Origin of the sequence: Actinomadura scrupuli, assembly GCF_050971785.1 — a bacterium.
Lineage (GTDB): Bacteria > Actinomycetota > Actinomycetes > Streptosporangiales > Streptosporangiaceae > Actinomadura_E > Actinomadura_E scrupuli.
In genome coordinates, this window is the sequence record NZ_JBPCCU010000002.1 from 22,527 (window position 1) to 39,425 (window position 16,899).

General features: G+C 72.0%; 19 protein-coding genes. 9 read left to right on the plus strand and 10 right to left on the minus strand.

The genetic code is table 11. The annotated features are described in order from the left end of the window. The first annotated feature begins 225 nt into the window (after nt 1-225). Genes nthB through ACRYCC_RS07795 form a run of 3 tightly spaced genes read left to right on the plus strand, consistent with a single transcriptional unit; the run spans nt 226 to nt 1,861 of the window. On the plus strand, nt 226-891 hold the full coding sequence (nthB, locus tag ACRYCC_RS07785) for a nitrile hydratase subunit beta (RefSeq protein WP_433809950.1): 666 nt from the start codon (nt 226-228) through the stop codon (nt 889-891). After that, nucleotides 888-1,490, plus strand: a complete 603-nt coding sequence (gene nthA, locus ACRYCC_RS07790; RefSeq protein ID WP_433809951.1) for a nitrile hydratase subunit alpha — start codon at nt 888-890, stop codon at nt 1,488-1,490. The genes nthB and nthA overlap by 4 nt, the downstream gene beginning before the upstream one ends. Then, nucleotides 1,487-1,861 (plus strand): nitrile hydratase accessory protein, encoded by a 375-nt coding sequence (locus tag ACRYCC_RS07795; protein WP_433809952.1) that lies wholly within the window; start codon nt 1,487-1,489, stop codon nt 1,859-1,861. The genes nthA and ACRYCC_RS07795 overlap by 4 nt, the downstream gene beginning before the upstream one ends. Here ACRYCC_RS07795 and ACRYCC_RS07800 read toward each other — a convergent pair. Continuing rightward, complete coding sequence (locus ACRYCC_RS07800; RefSeq protein ID WP_433809953.1) at nt 1,858-2,505, minus strand: FMN-dependent NADH-azoreductase; 648 nt, start codon at nt 2,503-2,505, stop codon at nt 1,858-1,860. The two genes, ACRYCC_RS07795 and ACRYCC_RS07800, sit on opposite strands and share 4 nt — an antisense overlap. 84 nt (nt 2,506-2,589) lie before the next feature. On the opposite strand from ACRYCC_RS07800, the gene ACRYCC_RS07805 reads away from it, so the two are divergent. Next, complete coding sequence (locus tag ACRYCC_RS07805; RefSeq protein WP_433809954.1) at nt 2,590-3,051, plus strand: MarR family winged helix-turn-helix transcriptional regulator; 462 nt, start codon at nt 2,590-2,592, stop codon at nt 3,049-3,051. 77 nt (nt 3,052-3,128) lie between these two features. Here the strand turns inward: ACRYCC_RS07805 and ACRYCC_RS07810 are convergent, their stop codons facing one another. The 7 genes from ACRYCC_RS07810 to ACRYCC_RS07840 form a co-directional block, all read right to left on the minus strand. After that, nucleotides 3,129-3,560, minus strand: coding sequence for a hypothetical protein (locus tag ACRYCC_RS07810; RefSeq protein WP_433809955.1), 432 nt, complete (start codon nt 3,558-3,560; stop codon nt 3,129-3,131). Nucleotides 3,561-3,736: 176 nt separating this feature from the next. Then, on the minus strand, nt 3,737-4,609 hold the full coding sequence (locus ACRYCC_RS07815) for a YybH family protein (protein ID WP_433809956.1): 873 nt from the start codon (nt 4,607-4,609) through the stop codon (nt 3,737-3,739). A gap of 40 nt (nt 4,610-4,649) precedes the next feature. Next, nucleotides 4,650-5,699, minus strand: coding sequence for a sigma-70 family RNA polymerase sigma factor (locus ACRYCC_RS07820; protein WP_433809957.1), 1,050 nt, complete (start codon nt 5,697-5,699; stop codon nt 4,650-4,652). Continuing rightward, nucleotides 5,689-5,850, minus strand: a complete 162-nt coding sequence (locus tag ACRYCC_RS07825) for a hypothetical protein (protein ID WP_433809958.1) — start codon at nt 5,848-5,850, stop codon at nt 5,689-5,691. The genes ACRYCC_RS07820 and ACRYCC_RS07825 overlap by 11 nt, the downstream gene beginning before the upstream one ends. Nucleotides 5,851-5,878: 28 nt before the next feature. Further along, nucleotides 5,879-6,754 (minus strand): LppU/SCO3897 family protein, encoded by an 876-nt coding sequence (locus ACRYCC_RS07830; protein ID WP_433809959.1) that lies wholly within the window; start codon nt 6,752-6,754, stop codon nt 5,879-5,881. A 368-nt stretch (nt 6,755-7,122) separates the two neighbouring features. Continuing rightward, on the minus strand, nt 7,123-7,785 hold the full coding sequence (locus ACRYCC_RS07835) for a response regulator (protein WP_433809960.1): 663 nt from the start codon (nt 7,783-7,785) through the stop codon (nt 7,123-7,125). Further along, the gene (locus ACRYCC_RS07840) at nt 7,773-8,996 is read right to left on the minus strand and encodes a sensor histidine kinase (protein WP_433809961.1); all 1,224 of its coding nucleotides are present in this window, start codon (nt 8,994-8,996) and stop codon (nt 7,773-7,775) included. Before ACRYCC_RS07840 ends, ACRYCC_RS07835 begins: the two co-directional genes overlap by 13 nt. 131 nt (nt 8,997-9,127) lie before the next feature. Between ACRYCC_RS07840 and ACRYCC_RS07845 the strand changes: the two genes are divergently transcribed. The 3 genes from ACRYCC_RS07845 (at nt 9,128) to ACRYCC_RS07855 (ending at nt 11,476) form a co-directional block, all read left to right on the plus strand. Continuing rightward, complete coding sequence (locus ACRYCC_RS07845) at nt 9,128-9,610, plus strand: DUF6069 family protein (RefSeq protein WP_433809962.1); 483 nt, start codon at nt 9,128-9,130, stop codon at nt 9,608-9,610. A 120-nt stretch (nt 9,611-9,730) separates the two neighbouring features. Next, nucleotides 9,731-10,096, plus strand: coding sequence for a YciI family protein (locus ACRYCC_RS07850; RefSeq protein WP_433809963.1), 366 nt, complete (start codon nt 9,731-9,733; stop codon nt 10,094-10,096). Nucleotides 10,097-10,156: 60 nt separating this feature from the next. Continuing rightward, nucleotides 10,157-11,476: an RNA polymerase sigma factor gene (locus ACRYCC_RS07855; protein WP_433812106.1), complete on the plus strand. Its 1,320-nt coding sequence runs from the start codon at nt 10,157-10,159 to the stop codon at nt 11,474-11,476. Between the two features lie 119 nt (nt 11,477-11,595). On the opposite strand, the gene ACRYCC_RS07860 is transcribed toward ACRYCC_RS07855, so the two are convergent. Beyond that, nucleotides 11,596-12,789 carry a type III PLP-dependent enzyme gene (locus ACRYCC_RS07860; protein ID WP_433809964.1) on the minus strand — a complete coding sequence of 398 codons (1,194 nt, stop codon included), beginning with the start codon at nt 12,787-12,789 and terminating at the stop codon, nt 11,596-11,598. Further along, the gene (locus ACRYCC_RS07865; protein WP_433809965.1) at nt 12,786-14,462 is read right to left on the minus strand and encodes an IucA/IucC family protein; all 1,677 of its coding nucleotides are present in this window, start codon (nt 14,460-14,462) and stop codon (nt 12,786-12,788) included. Before ACRYCC_RS07865 ends, ACRYCC_RS07860 begins: the two co-directional genes overlap by 4 nt. 397 nt (nt 14,463-14,859) lie before the next feature. On the opposite strand from ACRYCC_RS07865, the gene ACRYCC_RS07870 reads away from it, so the two are divergent. Both ACRYCC_RS07870 and ACRYCC_RS07875 read left to right on the plus strand, forming a co-directional pair. Continuing rightward, a complete protein-coding gene (locus ACRYCC_RS07870) occupies nt 14,860-15,063 on the plus strand; it encodes a cold-shock protein (protein WP_433809966.1) in 204 nt (67 codons plus the stop codon). 354 nt (nt 15,064-15,417) lie between these two features. Continuing rightward, a complete protein-coding gene (locus ACRYCC_RS07875) occupies nt 15,418-16,887 on the plus strand; it encodes a DEAD/DEAH box helicase (RefSeq protein WP_433809967.1) in 1,470 nt (489 codons plus the stop codon). Nucleotides 16,888-16,899 lie beyond the last annotated feature (12 nt).

Sequence of the window (16,899 nt, forward strand, 5' to 3'; positions counted from 1 at the left end):
CTCGCGGGGTGTCACAGCAGTAGACCCGCCGAAGCCTGCTGATGTGACCGGGGTGAACGCCCGGTCCGTACAGACCTGGAGACCGGGTAGGCGGACCTGTGAGGACTTCCCGGCCGAGCGGCGGCCCGGAGGCACCTGACCCCTCTCGACCTGTGCGAACAACACCCCCACATGCACGTTCCTTGAACGTCTTCCTGTCATCGTAGAGAGACGAAAGGTGACGCCATGGACGGGATCGCGGACATGGGGGGCACCCAGGGTTGGGGCCCCGCTCATCCGCCGCGCGACGACGAGCCGGTCTTCGAAGAACCCTGGCAGGGCCGGGCGTTCGCGTTGACGCTGCTGTCCATCTGGGTGTCGGGGCGGAATGTGGACGCGTTCCGGCATGCGCAGGAGCGCCTGGACCGAGCCGCCTACCTCGACGAGGGGTACAACGGCCGCTGGCTCAACGCCGCGGAGCTGATGCTCACCGACAGCGCCATCCTGGCGCCGGGCGCGGTCGACGCCCGCGCCCGCAACCTGCGCGGCGAACACGTCGGGGAGCCGCCGATCCCCGAGCCCGCCAAACCCGACTACGCACCGGCCGGCCCGGGCTCGCTGCGGACCGTGGACGCCGCGCCGGCCTTCACCACGGGCGAGCGGGTGCGCGCCAAGGACATGTCGCCGGCCGGGCACACCAGGCTGCCGGGGTACATACGCGGGCACACCGGGGTCATCGAGATCATCCAGCCCGCCGCGGTGCTACCGGACACGAACGCGCACTTCCTCGGCGAGAACCCGCAGCACGTCTACTCGGTACGGTTCGACTCGCGCGAGCTGTGGGGCGCCGGCGCCGAACCCTTCGCACTCACCGTCGAGATGTACGAGAGCTATCTGGAGAAGACCGCATGACCGCCACCGGATCCGCCGACGCCGAGCGCGTCCCCGCGGCGCTGCGCACCGAGGCTCTCGAGCAACTGCTCACCGAGCGGGGCCTCATCGACCCTGACGTGATGGACGAGCTCATCACCACCTACGAGACCAACGTGGGCCCGCTCAACGGTGCCAAGGTGGTCGCCAGGGCATGGACCGACCCGGAGTACCGGCAGAGGCTGCTCGACGACGGCACCGCCGCGATCAAGGAGCTGGGCTTCGAGGGGCGGCAGGGTGAGCACATCGTCGTCGTGGAGAACACCGCGACCAGCCATAACGTGGTGGTCTGCACGCTGTGCTCGTGCTATCCCTGGCCGGTGCTCGGCCTGCCGCCGAGCTGGTACAAGGACCCGGCCTACCGCGCGCGGATGGTCAGGGAGCCGCGCACGGTGCTGTCCGAGATGGGCCTCGAGCTCGCCGACGACGTGCGGATCACCGTCCACGACTCCAGCAGCGAGGTGCGCTGGCTGGTGCTGCCCGAACGCCCCGCCGGCACCGAGGGCCTGTCCGAGGAACAGCTCGTGCCGCTGGTGACCCGGGACGCGATGGTCGGCGTGGCCAAGGTGAAGGCGCCGTGACCGCCCCGCTGGACATCGAGGGCCCGGCCGCACCGCCGCGCGCCAACGGCGAGCTGGTGTTCGCCGAGCCGTGGGAGAGCCGCGCGTTCGGCATGGCCGTCGCCCTGCACGAGGCCGGCGTGTTCACCTGGCCGCGGTTCCAGTCGGCGATGATCGCCCGGATCGCGGCCTGGGAGGCCGCACCCGCCGAGGGCCAGTGCTGGAACTACTACCAGCACTGGCTCGGCGCACTGGAGGACGTACTGGAGGACGTGCCGGCCGGTGGCGGCACCGTACTCGCCGACGAGGTCACCGCGCGCGCCCGCACACTGGCCCGGCGCCCCACCGGCCACGACCACCCCGGCGACCATCCGGTGGCGACCCGGGACTAAGCCGATGCGGCCACCGGGGACCAGAGACGGTCGATCGTGTGCTCGGCTTCCGCGAGGCTGGCGGCGGCCAGCGGGATCAGGTCGGCCATCGCCGGGTTCACGTTGGCGAGGGTGAGCTCGGCCGCGATGAAGCGCGGCTCCAGACCTGTGATCGACACGCCGTGCGGAAGCCATGGTTCCGCGTGGTCCCATCCCTCGCGGGGCGTACCCGCGCCGTAGCCGCCACCGCGGGTGGCGAGCACGAGGAACTCGCGACCGCCGAGAAGGCCGGCCTGGGTCACGGGGTCGAAGGACAGGCCGGGTGCGATGAGGTGGTCGACCCAGGCCTTGACGCTGCTGGGGGCACCGTAGTTGTACAGCGGAAGCCCCAGCAGGACCGTGTCGGCCTGCTTGATCTCCGCGATCAGCCGCTGGGTCAGCGCCCATGACGCCGCCTGGGCGGGCGTGTGCTGCTCGGGCGGCAGCAGCCGTGCCAGCCCGCCGGCCGCATCGAGGTGCGGCAGCGGGTCGCGGCCCAGGTCGCGGTAGGTGACGGTGCCGCCGGGGTGCGCGGCGCGCCAGACGTCCGCCGCTCGGGCGCTGAGCTTACGGCTGACCGAGCCATCGCCCTGGATGCTCGTGTCGATATGCAGCAGGTGAGCCACTTTTATGACCTCTCATCGATCGTTGGTGATACGCAAACTATTCATACCACATCAACAGAGGAGGTTTTCGGTTAGGCTTGGTAGGTGGATTACCTGCCCGTGGTCGACCAGCCGGTGCCCCTCTCGGGCCCGCTGCTCGACCACCTCGCGCGGCGCGTGCGCATGCGAGCCGAGTCGGTGCTCGCACCACTGGGCCTGCGGCCGCGTCACCTCGTCACCCTCACGGTGCTGCGAGACCGCAACGGGTGCTCCCAGCAGGGGCTCTCCACCACACTGGACATGGACGGCACGAACATCGTGGGGCTGCTCAACGAGCTGGAGGCCGACGATCTGATCGAGCGCCGCCGTTCGCCGGAGGACCGCCGCCGGCACATCGTCGAACTCACCGAGGCCGGCGCGCGGCGGCTCGCGAAGGCCGAGTTCGCGCTCGCGGCGGCCGAGGACGAGGTGCTCGGCGCACTCGATCGCACCCAGCGCGAGATGCTCTACGGCCTGCTCCAGCAGGCGGCGACCGGCGACATGATCAGCTGCGCCGGCGACGACTGAGCACACGAAACCGAAACCACGAGGGCTTCGTAAAAAGCGGGATCACCCGCCCGGGCATCCCCCTTCGGGGGACCTCGTCAGACCGGTGACGCGGCGCTGGGATGCGCCGACCGCCGCCCCGGAGTCCGTACGGTGAAGAATCCGACCAAGGCGGCCAGTGCGGCGATGCCCTCACCGACGAGGCTGATCGTCTTCTCCTGGTACCACGCCGGGTCGTGCATGGCCGGGATCGGGCCGAGCTTGCCGACATCGACGTAGTAGTAGAGCAGCAAGGCGCCGACGGCGCTCGCGGCGACCAGGAAGGCCAGCGCATACGTCGTTCTGCGTGCCCAGATCAGCACCAGCACGGCCACCACCGCGGCCAGGATCGCCTGGGCCCTGAACAGATCGTCCCCGGCGATGGTGCCGCTGACGGGCTTGGAGGGGGCCATGTCAGGCGCGAACCGCCAATGCACGATGGCATCGGCAGCGAGCCCCGCGGCCACGAGTAGACGAAGCAGAATTCCCATAGCTCATTAAATAGCCAGACCCCCTTCCAAGGGATCAAACGCTCGATGAAGTTGCCTGCCCCGCTCGGAAAGTTCGCGAATCCGACGGTTCCAGCGGCGCCGGCTCCTGCCGCGACGTCCTGCCGACGACGTCCGGCCGGCGACGCTGGAGCGACGCGGGCGCTACCGGCGAACCGTTACGGAAGCAGGTCGATCCGCGCTTCGCCGGTGTCCGGGTCGTACGGGTACGAGAGGTGCTGATGGACCATCACCCACGCGCCCTCCTGCCGGCGGAACACCCGGGTTCCTCGTGACCAGCTCTCGATCGTCTCGCCATCGGCCTGATCGGCGTGCACGTGGTTCAGTCCCCACGCGACGGCGAGGTCGTCCCGCACCACGATCTTCAGCTCTGGAACATCCCACCCCACGGCCCCGGGGGCCGCGTCGAGACCGCGCTTGCAGACCTCCCGTACGGCCTCCAGGCCCAGGTATTGAAGGGGCTCGTCATGCTCGTAGGAGACGACGTCCTCGGAGATGGCCGCCATCAGGCCGTCCAGGTCCTTCGCGGCGGTGCGGTCGAACCACTGCTGGTGCAGCAGGCGCAATTCACGCTCGGCCGCGATGTCCCCGGCCACCGTGCCAGTGGCCGTGCCGTTGTCTGGGCCGTTGTCTTCGCCGGCCTGCGGGAACGAGTGGTGCTCGTGTGCGACGACCCATCGGCCGTTCTCCCTGCGCAGGCCGAGCGTGAGTCGCAACCGGTGCTCCGGCTTGTCGGCCAGGTGTCGCCGTGTCCCGCAGCGCAGCAGGGCGTGGGCGTAGGCGACGTCGTCACCGGCGGTGACGTCCAGAGACTCGATCTCGAACATTCCGCCTTGCCGCTGCCACTCGAAGAAGGGCGGCCACGTCTCGCGGTAGGCATCGATGCCGTGTACGCCCTCGTACGGCGGCGGCACGTCGAACATCACGATGTCCTCGGAGTGGTCCGCGAGGACGTCGCCCATATCGCCACGGTGGACCGCCTCGGCCCAGCGCTCGATCAAATTCCGGATCTGTCCCTCGTCAGCAGGCATCGTTCAGACAGTCCTTTCGCGGTGGATGCTTCCGTCAGGACTACAACCCGCGCGAGGACGAGAACTCATCGCGTGCGGCCTGATCGGTCTCGGCCGGCAGCTCCGCCGCGAGGCCGAACATCGAAAAGTCGGCGTCCAGGAACGAGACCACCTCGGCGACCTCCGTACCGCGCAGGGCCAGCAGGTCCAGACCCGCCGCGACGTAGACGGCCTTGTCCTCGTGCCACAGGTAGGTACCGAACGCGAGCTGCCCGTTCGCCCATACCGGCACGAAACGCCAGCGCCTGCCCACCACCGCCTCGGCCAGAAACACCCGGATGCCGTCGTGACCCTCGTACCACGCCGTCAGCGGTGGCATCGAGTACTTCGCGTCGCCCGTCAGCATCGCCACGATGGCCTCGATGTCCCCGGCCTCCCACGCGGCCATGTACCGCCGCGTCACCTCCCGCCGCGCCGCCTCGCCCATCGCGTCGAGGGTCGCCTGCTGGGTGGCTTCTGGGAGCAGGCCGCCGAGGACCTTCCGGGCCCGCTGCAACGCGCTGTTGACCGCCGCGACCGTGGTCTCCAGCAGGTCGGCGACCTCGCGGGCCGCGAACCCGTGGACATCGCGCAGCAGCAGGACGGCGCGCTGCAGGGCCGACAGATGCTGCAGCGAGGCGACGAACGCGAGCTCCACGCTCTCCAGTGCCACGACGCGAGCCTCCGGGCTCAGCTCCGCCGTCCAGCGCAGCCGGTGGTCGGGGTACGGCTCCAGCCAGACCGTCTCGGCCAGCGGCGCCGCTCCCGGGCTCAGGTCGGTGGGCAGCTCGCGACGGCCCCTGCGCTCGATCAGCGTCAGGCACCTGTTGGTCGCGATCTTGTACATCCACGGCCGGACCGAACCGCGGTCCTCGAACCGCTCCAGACCGCGCCAGGCTCGGACCAGGGTCTCCTGTACGGCGTCCTCGGCGTCATGGTCGGACCCCAGCATCCGGTAGCAGTGCGCGTGCAACTCGTCCCGCAGTGGTCCGACCAGAAGCCCGAAGGCGGCGGCGTCGCCCGCCCGGGCCGCGACGAGCAGTTCGGCCGCGGTGGGCTCGTCAGCCGTCATCGGAACCGATCAGGCCCGCGAGCCTGGGGAAGTCCTCCAGGAACTCACGCGTACCCGGCTGCTGCTGGGCCGCCATACCGGCCACCACCGCGAGGATCGTCCGGCGATCCTGCTCGGACTGCCGGCGCAGGACCTTGGCGATCAAACCCATCTGCCGCACCGCTTCATCCGGTCGTCCATCAGACCACGTGCTTGACGCAGACCCGGCGGAGGTAGCCCGGGACGGTCGTCGGCCGGGTACCGCCGGGGCACGCCCGGCCGGGCCGGACCAGTGCGGTGATCTTCATCGCCAGGTACTTGTCCGTGCACGGGCGGCGGGCGGGGGTCCGGTTGAACAGGTTGGCGTCGACGCAGTCTCCCGCCGCGGGCAGCCAGCCACCGTTCTTGGCCAGGCACAGCACCCTGCCGGTCCCGCTCCGGACGGTCACCGAGTACATCGCCGAGGCCGGGCATCCGGCCACCGTGTCGGCGCGGCCCACGATCTGGCCGAACCACTCCTTGCCGAACGAGACCCCGCCGACCTTCCATTCGGTGTTGGTGCAGGCCACCTCCCGCACGTTGTCGGAGTAGGTGTTGAGTATCTGCAGGCAGTCGCCCTGCCGGACGAGCCCGCCGCCCTGACCCGGATCACCCGGGTGCGGGGCCGCCAGGTTGCGCATGCACGCGTTGCGGCCCGAGACATCGAAGTTGCTCTTCACCACGGCGATCTCATCGGTGTCCGGCGGGCAGCCGATGTCCTCGGCGCTCCCGCCGTTCGGGGAGATGGCCCCGCCCAGGCTCGCCGTCTTCAGCAAGGTGATCTTTGCGTAGGCGGACTTGTCGGAACAGCCGACGGCCGCGTACTCGGCACGGCTCTTCAGCACCGGGCCGTTGGGCACGCTCCGGATGACCGACGGCTGGACCGACACCCGCACGCAGCCGCCGACGGCGAACGCGGCCGGCTTCGGCGGCGACGACGAATCGGCGACCTGATGACCCGCCCACCGGATCACGCCGAAGACGAGCAGGCCCGCGATGACCACGGCGAAGGTCACGACGACGCCCAGGATGCGCATCCCGATCCGGCGCGGCGGGCGCCCACCGCCCGGACCTGGTGCGGCGGTCCCGGGTGGCGGGGGGAAGCCCGGTCCCCCCGGGCCGCCGTAGCCACCCTGCCCGCCGTAGCCGGGAGGCTGCCCGGCCCACCCGGGGACACCGGGCGGCGTCGGCCCGCCAGGGGGCTGCTGGGGAGGCTGGTGACCAGGGGGCTGGTGGGCGCCCCACGGCTGGGGCGGCGGGCCGTACCGTGGCGAGGGTTCACCGCTCGGCGGCGCCGGCGACTGGTCATCGGAAGGCGGCAGCTCGGCCATTGCCCCATTCTGACCGGACCGAGACCGGTATGTGCGGCATACCCGATATTTCGAGGTGGGTCCCGAGGGCGAGTTCAGACGAGGTCGGCGTCGTGGGCGAGGAGGGCGATCTGGGTACGGTTGGCGAGGTCCAGCTTGGTCAGGATGTGCGAGATGTGCGCTTTCACGGTGGGCACGCTCAGGTGCAGCGCGGTGCCGATCTCGGCGTTGGTGTGCCCCTGGGCCACGCCGACCACGACCTCGCGTTCCCGCGGGCTGAGGGTGGCCAGCGCGGTACGGGCCCGTTCGTAGGCGCCGGCCTGGACGGCGACCCGGTCCATCAGCCGGCGGGTGATGCCCGGGGACAGCATCGGGTCACCGGCGGCGACCCGCCGGATCGCGTCCACGATTTGGGCGGGCGGGCTGTCCTTGAGCAGGAAGCCGCCGGCGCCGAGGCGCAGCGCGCGGAGCACGTTCTCATCAGTGTCGAACGTGGTGAGCACGATGACCTCGGGCGGACGCGGGCGGCGCCGTAGCCGGCCGAGCGCGGCGAGACCGTCGACGCGGGGCATCCGCAGGTCCATCAGCACCACGTCGGGGGCGTGCGCGGCGACGGCGTCGGGCACCTCGTCGCCGTCCGCGGCCTGCCCCACGACCACGATGCCGTGCGCGCCGTCGAGCATCATCACCAACCCGGCGCGTACCAGCGCGTCGTCGTCGACGATGAGCACGCGTACCCCATCGCTCATTCCGGCCATGGTAGCCAGGCGTGCAGGTGGAACTCGCCGCTCGCGGTCACCTCGTGGTCGAGCCGGCCACCGGCCAGGTGCGCCCGCTCGGTCAGCCCGATCAGGCCGGCGCCGCCGCCCGGGACGCCGGGCGCGGCCGGCGCGTCGCGCGCCAGCGGGTTGCGGACGTCGATGACGAGCTTCGCGCCGGGCCGGCCGTCGAGCACGACGTTCACCGCCTGACCGGCCGCGTGCTTCCGCGCGTTGGTCAGGCCTTCCTGGACGATCCGGTACGCCGCCCGTCCGGCGGCGGCGGGCACCACCGCCGCGTCCACCGTCCGGTCCTCCAGCACGACCCGCTCACCCGCGTCGCGGGCCTCCTCGACCAGGCGCGGGATGTCGGCGAGCACCGGCTGCGGCCGCCCGATCCCCTCAGCACGCCCGGTGCCGTCAGCACGCCCGGTCTCGTCAGCGCGCTCGGTCTCGTCCTCGCGCAGCACACTGATCACCTCGCGCAGCTCGCTGAGCGCCTGGTGCACGCCGTCGCGCACCACCCCCGCCGCGAGGGAGACCTGCTCGGGCGAGGCGTCCGGCCGGTACTCCAGCGCGCCCGCGTACGTCGCCACCAGGGACAACCGGTGGGCCAGCACGTCATGCATCTCGCGGGCGATCCGGGTGCGTTCCAGCACCCGCGCCTCGGCCACCCGCCGGCCCTGTTCGGCCTCGGCGCGGCGGGCCCGCTCGCGCAGCGAGGCCACCAGCGCCCGGCGGGCCTGCGTCAGCGCTCCCCAGCCCAGCAGGGCGGCATAGCCGGCGACCATCAACGCCAGCCACCAGAGATAGGACAGGCCGCCGGCCGGCCGCCACAGCCCCTGGACGGCGTGCGCCGCGACCCCGGCCCCGGCGACCATGGCCGCCACCGCGAACGGCCGCCGCTGGGCGACGATGAGCGCCCCGGCCGTGGCCGCCGGGGTCACCGCCGGGGACACGGCGGCCAGCACGGCCAGTGCCAGCCCGGCGGCCACCGGCCTGCGCAGGAGTACGGGCAGCAGCGCGCAGCTCAGCACGCCGACCGCGAGGTCGAGGCCGAGCAGGCCCATCGTCCGCCCCGTCTGCATCTCCCCGAAGATCGTCAATGCCATCAGGGCGGCGACCACCGCGACCATGGCCATGGTGATCGCTCGTCCCGGGCGGCGCGGCGCCGCGGTCTCTCCCTCGGGACAGTTCAGCTCGGTGTTCACGCCGTCAACGTAGGACCGGCGGCGGCCACGCCGATACCGACCAAGGTATGCCCGTGCCTCGACCTCGGTCGCGAGTGCGCCGACCACCCGGCCGATGCGGCACGCGTGCCACGGCGGCGAGGCTGCCACCCATGACGACCAGTGAGCACGACCACGGCTCGACCCCCGGCATCCCGACCCCCGGCATCCCGACCTCCGGCATCCCGGCCCGGACCGACTGTCCGCCCGCTCGCCACATTCGCGGCCTGCGGGCCCTCGCCGTGACCGGCGCCGTCGCGGCCGCCCTCACGGTCTGGGCCGTGGCGGTCCCGCTCGCGGGCATCGAACCGGCCGTCCGGACCGGCGGGGGGACCCAGCCGGTCGGCCCGGGCGCGATAGCGACCTCCGCTCTGCTCGCCGGCCTGGCCGGCTGGGCGCTGCTGGCCGCGCTGGAACGCCTCACGAGCCGAGCACGCCGGACCTGGACCATCATCGCCGTCGTGGTGCTGGTGCTGTCGCTGAGCGGCCCGCTCGGCAACGGCGCCCACACCACGGCGACCGTCGCACTCGCCGGTATGCACCTTGCGGTCGGCGCGGTGCTCATCCCGGCGTTGCGGCGCTCGGCGCGCCGCTGACGACCGGGGCCGCCGCTGAAAAGGCACCGGCCGCATGTCGATCTGACCGGTCCTGGGTCGACGCCCCCAGTAGAAGCGGCCGAGATCGTTCCGCGCCGTGGCACGCAAAGGGGACGGCACATGCGTTTCTTGCTGATGCACAAGCTCGAGGAGGGCACTCCGGGTGCCCATCCTCCCGGTGCGGAGCTTCTGGCCAGGGCGGAAGGGCTGGTCGAGGAGATGATGCGGGCCGGGGTGCTGCTGGCCACCGAAGGACTGCTGCCGAGCTCCACGGGCGCTCGCGTCCGGGTCTCGGCGGGCCGGCGGATCGTGACCGGCGGCCCGTTCACCGAGACGGAGAAGGTGCTGGCCGGGTTCGCGCTGGTGCAGGTGAGGTCGAGGGAGGAGGCGATCGAGTGGGCGGCCCGCTTCGCCGACGTGATCGGCGATGTCGAGATGGAGGTCCGCCAGGTGGCCGGGCCCCGCCGGTCCTCGGAGGGCCGGTGATTTCCGCAGCGTACTGACGGTGTTGTGATCATCTGGGCCGGAATGCTGTGATGGGTGGCCATGACGGCTTCCGGCGCGCCTCCTGACACACCCTCCGGGCGATCCTCGGACACGCATCGTGCGATCGACGCGGTCTGGCGGATCGAGTCGCCGAGGCTGATCGCCGGTCTGGCGCGGATCGTACGCGATGTCGGGGTCGCCGAGGAACTCGCGCAGGACGCCCTGGTGGCCGCGCTCGAGCAGTGGCCGCAGGAGGGCGTCCCGCGCAATCCGGGCGCGTGGCTCATGGCGATCTCCAAACGCCGGGCGATCGATCTGATCCGGCGGCGGCAGCGGCTGGAACGCAAGATCGAGGAGATCGGGCACGACCTCGAGACCGGGCCGGAGGGGACAGCGGAGTTCGACGCGGTCCTCGACGACACCATCGAGGACGACCTGCTGCGCCTGATCTTCACCGCCTGCCACCCGGTGCTGTCCACCGAGGCGCGGGTCGCGCTCACCCTGCGGTTGCTCGGCGGGCTGACCACCGACGAGATCGCCCGGGCGTTCCTGGTCCCGGAGCCGACCGTCGCCCAGCGGATCGTGCGGGCCAAGCGGACGCTCACGCAGGCCCGCGTCCCCTTCGAGGTGCCACAGGGCGAGGACCGGGCGGCCCGCCTGTCGTCCGTGCTCGAGGTCGTCTACCTGGTGTTCAACGAGGGCTACTCGGCGACCGCCGGGGACGACTGGATGCGGCCGTCGCTCTGCGAGGAGGCGCTGCGGCTCGGCCGGATCCTGGCCGAACTCGCCGCCGGCGAGCCGGAGGTGCACGGCCTGGTCGCCCTGATGGAGATCCAGGCGTCGCGGTCGGCGGCCCGAACCGGCCCCTCGGGAGAGCCCGTGCTGCTGCTCGACCAGGACCGGACCCACTGGGATCAGCTCCTGATCCGCCGTGGCCTGGCGGCGCTCGAACGCGCCGAGGCCCTCGACGCCGGGCTGGGCCCGTACGCGTTGCAGGCCGCGATCGCCGCCTGCCATGCGCGAGCGCATGCCCCCGAGGAGACCGACTGGGCGCGTATCGCGGCGCTGTACGCGCAGCTGGCCGAGCTCGTCCCCAGCCCCGTCGTGGAGCTCAACCGGGCGGTCGCGCTCGCGATGGCGTTCGGGCCCGCCGCCGGACTCGCGCTCGTGGACACGCTGACCGGCGAGCCGTCGCTCCAGGCCTACCATCTGCTGCCCAGCGTGCGGGGAGACTTCCTCGCCAAGCTCGGCCGCCTCGAGGAGGCCGGCCGGGAGTTCGAGCACGCGGCCTCGCTCACCCGCAACTCACGCGAGCGGACGCTCCTGCTGGAACGCGCCGCCGCCTGCGCCCGCGGCTCGGCACCGTCCCAGATGCCCTGACCTGCCACACACCCGCCCACCCCACAGACGACGGCTCCACGCCCCCATCCCACGCCACGCGGCCCTCACGCCACGCGCCCCTCCGTGATCATGCAATCAATCGTCGAACGATTGCATGATCACGGAGGGGTGGGGGGCGGAGGTAGGGGGGTCAGGTAGTGGAAGGTGGGGGGTGGGTGCATGAGGAAGCGGTCGTGCGAGATGTTCCAGGCGTACGCGCCGGTCATGGCGAAGGCGATCCGGTCTCCGGCGCGCAGCCGGTGCACGGGCACCCTGGCGGCCAGCACGTCCTTGGGGGTGCACAGCTGCCCGACCAGCGTGATCGGCTCGTCGTGGACGGCGGGGCGGTCCCACGGCCAGGGCCAGTCCTCCGCCGGGATCACCTGGAACGGCTGGTCGTGCTGCTTGGTCGCCGGGGTGCGCAGATGGTGCGTCCCCCCGCGCAGCACGGCGAACGCCGCACCGTGGCTGTGCTTGATGTCCAGCACCTCCGTGACGTACCACCCGCAGTACACACTGACCGCGCGGCCCGGCTCGATGCGCAGCGTGCGGCCGGCGTGGCCGGCGAGGAGCCGGCGCAGGCCCGCGCCGAAGGACGGCCAGTCGAACCTCCGGCCGGGATCGGCGTAGTCGACGCCCATCCCGCCACCGAGGTTGAGCTCGGTCAGGTGGAGCCCGTGGATGCGCGCCCACTCGTCCGCCCAGCCGGCGATCCGCTCGGCCACCGCGAGCTGGGCGGGTGCGTCCAGTCCGCTGGCCAGGTGGGCGTGGACCCCGCGCAGCCGGATCCGCGGGTGCTCCGCGAGGAGGCGGAGGCAGCCGTCCAGCCGGGCGGGGTCCAGCCCGAAGGGGCCGGGCCGCCCGCCCATGGCGAGCGCGACCGGGCCGAGCGCGACGGGCAGGTTGACGCGCAGCAGGACGTCCACGGTCCGGTCGCCCAGCAGCGCGGCGAGCATGCGCAGTTCGTGTTCGCTCTCCACGTGCAGCCGCTCGACGCCGGCCTCCAGCGCCCGCGTCAGCTCGCCGGCGGTCTTGCCCGGCCCGCCGAAGGCGATCGGAGCGTCCGGGAACAGCGCGCGTACGTGCCGCAGCTCCCCTCCCGAGGCGACCTCGAATCCGTCGACGTGCTCGTGCAGCACCTCGAGCAGCCGGGGGTCGGAGTTGGCCTTGGCGGCGTAGAACACCTCGACTCCGTCCGGCAGGGCCGCCCGGATCGCGGCGGCGTGCTCGTCCAGCGCCGTCAGGTCGTACACGTAGGCGGGCAGGGTGTCGCCGGCCAGGCCGGAGAGATGGCGGAGCAGCCGGGCCGTCACCGGGCCACCTCGCGCAGGAGGCCCGCGCCCAGCGGGCTGGGCAGCGGTACGTAACCGGCGTACCGGTCGGCCTGCCGGGCCCAGCGCAGCAGCAGGTTGGCCTTGGCCGGCAGCGGCGCACCGGACAGCAGCGCCCGCAGCCGCGACGGCTCACCGGCCGAGCGGGCGTAGGCGTCCAGATGGTCGCGGACGAGTCCCCACAGGGCCGGCTCCAGCGCGGGATCCAGGTCGGCGAGCGCGCCGAGCATCTCGCCGACGTGGTTGACCAGCAGGCAGTAGGCGACCCGGTTCCAGCCGCGTTCGTCGTCGTAGACGAGGCGGCGCCGGACGTCCTCGGCCAGCTCCGCCAGGGCCCGGCGGTGGCGGCCGGGGACCAGCTTGGTGCCCTCCAGGTCACGGAAGAGCACCTGGGCGGGCATGCCGTCCGCGCGTACGCCGACGATGACGTTCTGCAGATGAGGCTCCAGCACGATGCCGTGCTCGAAGTAGGCGGCCAGCACCGGCGGTAGCAGCAGGCCCAGGTAGGCGTTCCACCAGCGCAGCGGGTCGCCGTCACCACGGGCGAGCAGGTGGGAGACCTGGGCGGTGCTCGTGGGGTACTCGTCGGCGACCGCCGCCGCGAGCAGCGGCGTCACGCCCGGTCGCAGGTGCGCGCGGACGCCGGAGCGGACGATGACGCTGAGTCCCTCCAGCAGCGGCACGTCGCCGCCGAGGTCCACGCTGCGGTAGCCCGGCTCGGCCAGCATCCCGCAGCCGGGGAACCGGTCCGCGAGCCCGGCGAAGACCGGCTGGACGAGGCGGTTCAGCGCGACGGCGCCGGACAGCTCGTAGCCGGCGTTCTTGCGGACGCAGTTGGTGAGCCGGATGTTCAGGCTGAACTTGAGGAACAGGTCGCCGCCCGGTTCGTAGAGCGTCCGGACCGAGGCGGTCGGCAGGAAGCCGGGGCCGGCGACCCCGGTGTCGACCACGTCGCCGCGGGAGACGGCGTCGCGCAGCACCTGCCGATCGGACAGCATCTGGTACTGCCACGGGTGCACCGGCAGCAGCCGGTAGCCCGGCGGCGGTGGCGGGCGCAGCGCGTCCAGGTCCGCGAGCTCCCCCTCCTCGCGTACGAGCTCGCCGCGTACGGCCAGGTAGCGCAACGGGAACCGGGAGCCGACCTCGGGCGCGTACTCCAGCCAGCGCCGCGCGTCGCCGCTGCGGGACTTGGGCGTGGGGTGGAAGCGATGGCCGAAGACCAGCGACTGCTCGGACTCCAGGTAGGTGCCGGGCGGCGGCGTCCGGCCGGTGCGCTGTTCCAGCACGGTACGGATCGTCTCGTGGCTGTCGGCGACCTGCGGGAGGAACTCCTCGTTGCCCACCCCGGTGCGCAGCGCCAGTTCGTCCCCGATGTACCCGGCCAGCTCCCGCCAGCCGACCGGCACCCAGCCGGTGCCGTCGTGCCGCTCGGCCGGGCCGCTGAACCGGTGCGCCCCGATCAGCGAGGTCCGGCGCAGGACGGCCCGCAGCAGGACGGCCCGGCGGGGCAGCCGGAGGAGGAGATGGCCGCCGGCGACGGTGGCCTGCCGTTCGGGGAGGGAGACCTCCCGGAGCAGGCAGTTGAGCAGTGTGTGCGTGGTGACGGTGTCCGCGGTCCTGGTGGGCGCATCGGCCGCCAGGGGGGTCGTTGTCATACGAGGTGGCTCCGGTCACTCGAAGCGGCGGGGGGTCTTCCGCCGGCTGGTCGTCGCTGTGGAGGGACTCACGCACCATCGCGGCCAGGCTAGGCGACGGCCGTCCGCCCGCGAGCAAGCGAGGTTCCGCCGCCCCCGGTTGCGATCATGAGATAACGCCCTGACCTGGGGTGATCCGGGCCATCGGCCGGCCCTGCGGGGCCGCCGATGCGACGTTCCGGCGGACCTGTGCTAGAGTTATCTCAGTTGCAGTTGTGGTTCCCATAGACTTTGTGTGCGCCTGCTGGTTACCAACCTCGGGCGCATTTTTGTTTTCCGGAGTTTCCGGATGGGGTCATAAAGGCGACGCGGGGCTCGCGAAGTGCGAGCTCCCGAACTGCCCCTGAAGGAGATAGACATGGCTACTGGCACCGTGAAGTGGTTCAACGGCGAAAAGGGCTTCGGCTTCATCGAGCAGGACGGCGGCGGCGCTGACGTCTTCGCCCACTACTCCAACATCCAGGCCCAGGGCTTCCGTGAGCTTCAGGAAGGCCAGAAGGTCCAGTTCGACGTCACGCAGGGCCAGAAGGGCCCGCAGGCCGAGAACATCGTCATCGTCTGATCTAGACGACAGCATGTGACAGGGGCCCGCACCTGAGGGTGCGGGCCCCCGTTGCCTGCCCTGTGGAGCATCGTCGGCGACGGCGGTGATCCACTGCCGGCTGCGACCGGCACCCGCACCACCACCGTACGGCCGGCGCCGATCCGCACTCCGGATCCGGAACAGACGCCGCTGCGGTTTCCAGCACGGTCCGGCCTTCCGCCGCCGCTTTTCGGCAGGCGCCGACCGTTTCGAAGCTTCGCGCGATAGAGCCGCTGTGCTTCGTTCACTTTTTGGCTCGATCTTGCGATTTCTTCGTGCGGCAGTGCACACCGGAGTCTTCCTCGATACGCGCCTCCCTGAGGAAGGTTCTGCATGATCCGCTCGTCCCGTCCGACCCATCACCGCTCGTTCTCCCGCTCGCGTTCCAGCGCCCCGCGTCGCTCGTCCGCGCCGCCGTCGGGCGAGTTCGCGATGCCGGTCAGCACCACCCCCGCGCTTCCCCCGGTGGAGTCCTTCGCCGCGCTCGACATGCCGGCCGCCCTGCTGCAGACGCTGACCCGGCAGGGAGTGACCGAGCCGTTCCCGATCCAGGCGGCCACCCTGCCCAACGCGCTGCACGGCCGTGACGTCCTCGGCCGGGGCCGTACCGGATCCGGCAAGACCCTCGCCTTCGGCCTGGCGCTGCTCGCCCGCACCGCGGGCCGCCGCGCCGAGCCCCGCCAGCCTCTCTCCCTGGTGCTGGTGCCCACCCGTGAGCTGGCGCAGCAGGTCACCGAGGCCCTCACGCCCTACGCGGACTCCGTCAACCTGCGGCTGGCGACCGTGGTCGGCGGCATGTCCATCGGCCGGCAGGCCGCTCAGCTCCGCCGTGGCGCGGAAGTGGTCGTCGCCACGCCGGGTCGGCTCGCCGACCTGATCAACCGCGGCGACTGCCGGCTCGACCAGGTCGGCATCGCCGTCCTGGACGAGGCCGACCAGATGGCCGACATGGGCTTCCTGCCCCAGGTCACCGTGCTCCTCGACCAGGTCATCGCCGGCGGCCAGCGGATGCTGTTCTCGGCGACCCTCGACCGCAACGTCGACCGGCTGGTCCGCCGCTTCCTCAACGACCCGGTCACCCACTCGGTGGACCCGTCGCAGGGCGCGGTCACCACCATGGAGCACCACCTGCTCCACATCTCCGACGGCGACAAGCAGGCCGCGGCCACCAACATCGCCGCCCGCGAGGGCCGCGTGCTGATGTTCGTCGGCATGAAGCACGCCGCCGACCGCCTGACCCGCAGCCTGCTGGCCAGCGGCGTACGGGCGGCGGCACTGCACGGTGGCAAGTCCCAGCCGCAGCGCACCCGGACCCTGGAGCAGTTCCGCACCGGGGACGTCACCGTCCTGGTCGCCACCAACGTCGCCGCCCGCGGCATCCACGTGGACGGCCTGGACCTCGTCGTCAACGTGGACCCGCCCACGGACCACAAGGACTACCTGCACCGCGGTGGCCGTACGGCTCGCGCCGGCGAGTCCGGCACGGTCGTCACCCTGGTGACGCCGAGTCAGCGCCGTGAGATGGAACGCATGATGATCACCGCCGGGATCACCGCGAGCAGCGCCCGGGTGCACTCCAGCGACGCCGAGCTCACCCGGATCACCGGGGCCCGCCTGCCCTCCGGCATCCCGGTCACGGTGGCTCCGGTGGCCGAGCGCCCGCAGTCCCGCAACGGCGGGTCGAACGGCCGGGCCCGGGGCCGCTCGCCGCAGCCGCGCCGCGGTGGCACCTCGCGGGGCCGCTACTCCGACAACGGGGGCCGCTTCTCCGACAACGGACCGCGCCGCGCCGCCAGCGCGTAGGCACCAAGAGCA

Excerpts from the sequence above, each read along its gene's own strand:
- nthB (WP_433809950.1), top strand. The coding sequence starts at position 226 with ATGGACGGGATCGCGGACATGGGGGGCACCCAGGGTTGGGGCCCCGCT.
- nthA (WP_433809951.1), top strand. The coding sequence starts at position 888 with ATGACCGCCACCGGATCCGCCGACGCCGAGCGCGTCCCCGCGGCGCTG.
- ACRYCC_RS07810 (WP_433809955.1), bottom strand. The coding sequence starts at position 3,560 with ATGGGAATTCTGCTTCGTCTACTCGTGGCCGCGGGGCTCGCTGCCGAT.
- ACRYCC_RS07815 (WP_433809956.1), bottom strand. The coding sequence starts at position 4,609 with ATGCCTGCTGACGAGGGACAGATCCGGAATTTGATCGAGCGCTGGGCC.
- ACRYCC_RS07820 (WP_433809957.1), bottom strand. The coding sequence starts at position 5,699 with ATGACGGCTGACGAGCCCACCGCGGCCGAACTGCTCGTCGCGGCCCGG.
- ACRYCC_RS07825 (WP_433809958.1), bottom strand. The coding sequence starts at position 5,850 with ATGGGTTTGATCGCCAAGGTCCTGCGCCGGCAGTCCGAGCAGGATCGC.
- ACRYCC_RS07830 (WP_433809959.1), bottom strand. The coding sequence starts at position 6,754 with ATGCGCATCCTGGGCGTCGTCGTGACCTTCGCCGTGGTCATCGCGGGC.
- ACRYCC_RS07835 (WP_433809960.1), bottom strand. The coding sequence starts at position 7,785 with ATGGCCGGAATGAGCGATGGGGTACGCGTGCTCATCGTCGACGACGAC.
- ACRYCC_RS07845 (WP_433809962.1), top strand. The coding sequence starts at position 9,128 with ATGACGACCAGTGAGCACGACCACGGCTCGACCCCCGGCATCCCGACC.
- ACRYCC_RS07850 (WP_433809963.1), top strand. The coding sequence starts at position 9,731 with ATGCGTTTCTTGCTGATGCACAAGCTCGAGGAGGGCACTCCGGGTGCC.
- ACRYCC_RS07855 (WP_433812106.1), top strand. The coding sequence starts at position 10,157 with ATGACGGCTTCCGGCGCGCCTCCTGACACACCCTCCGGGCGATCCTCG.
- ACRYCC_RS07865 (WP_433809965.1), bottom strand. The coding sequence starts at position 14,462 with ATGACAACGACCCCCCTGGCGGCCGATGCGCCCACCAGGACCGCGGAC.
- ACRYCC_RS07870 (WP_433809966.1), top strand. The coding sequence starts at position 14,860 with ATGGCTACTGGCACCGTGAAGTGGTTCAACGGCGAAAAGGGCTTCGGC.
- ACRYCC_RS07875 (WP_433809967.1), top strand. The coding sequence starts at position 15,418 with ATGATCCGCTCGTCCCGTCCGACCCATCACCGCTCGTTCTCCCGCTCG.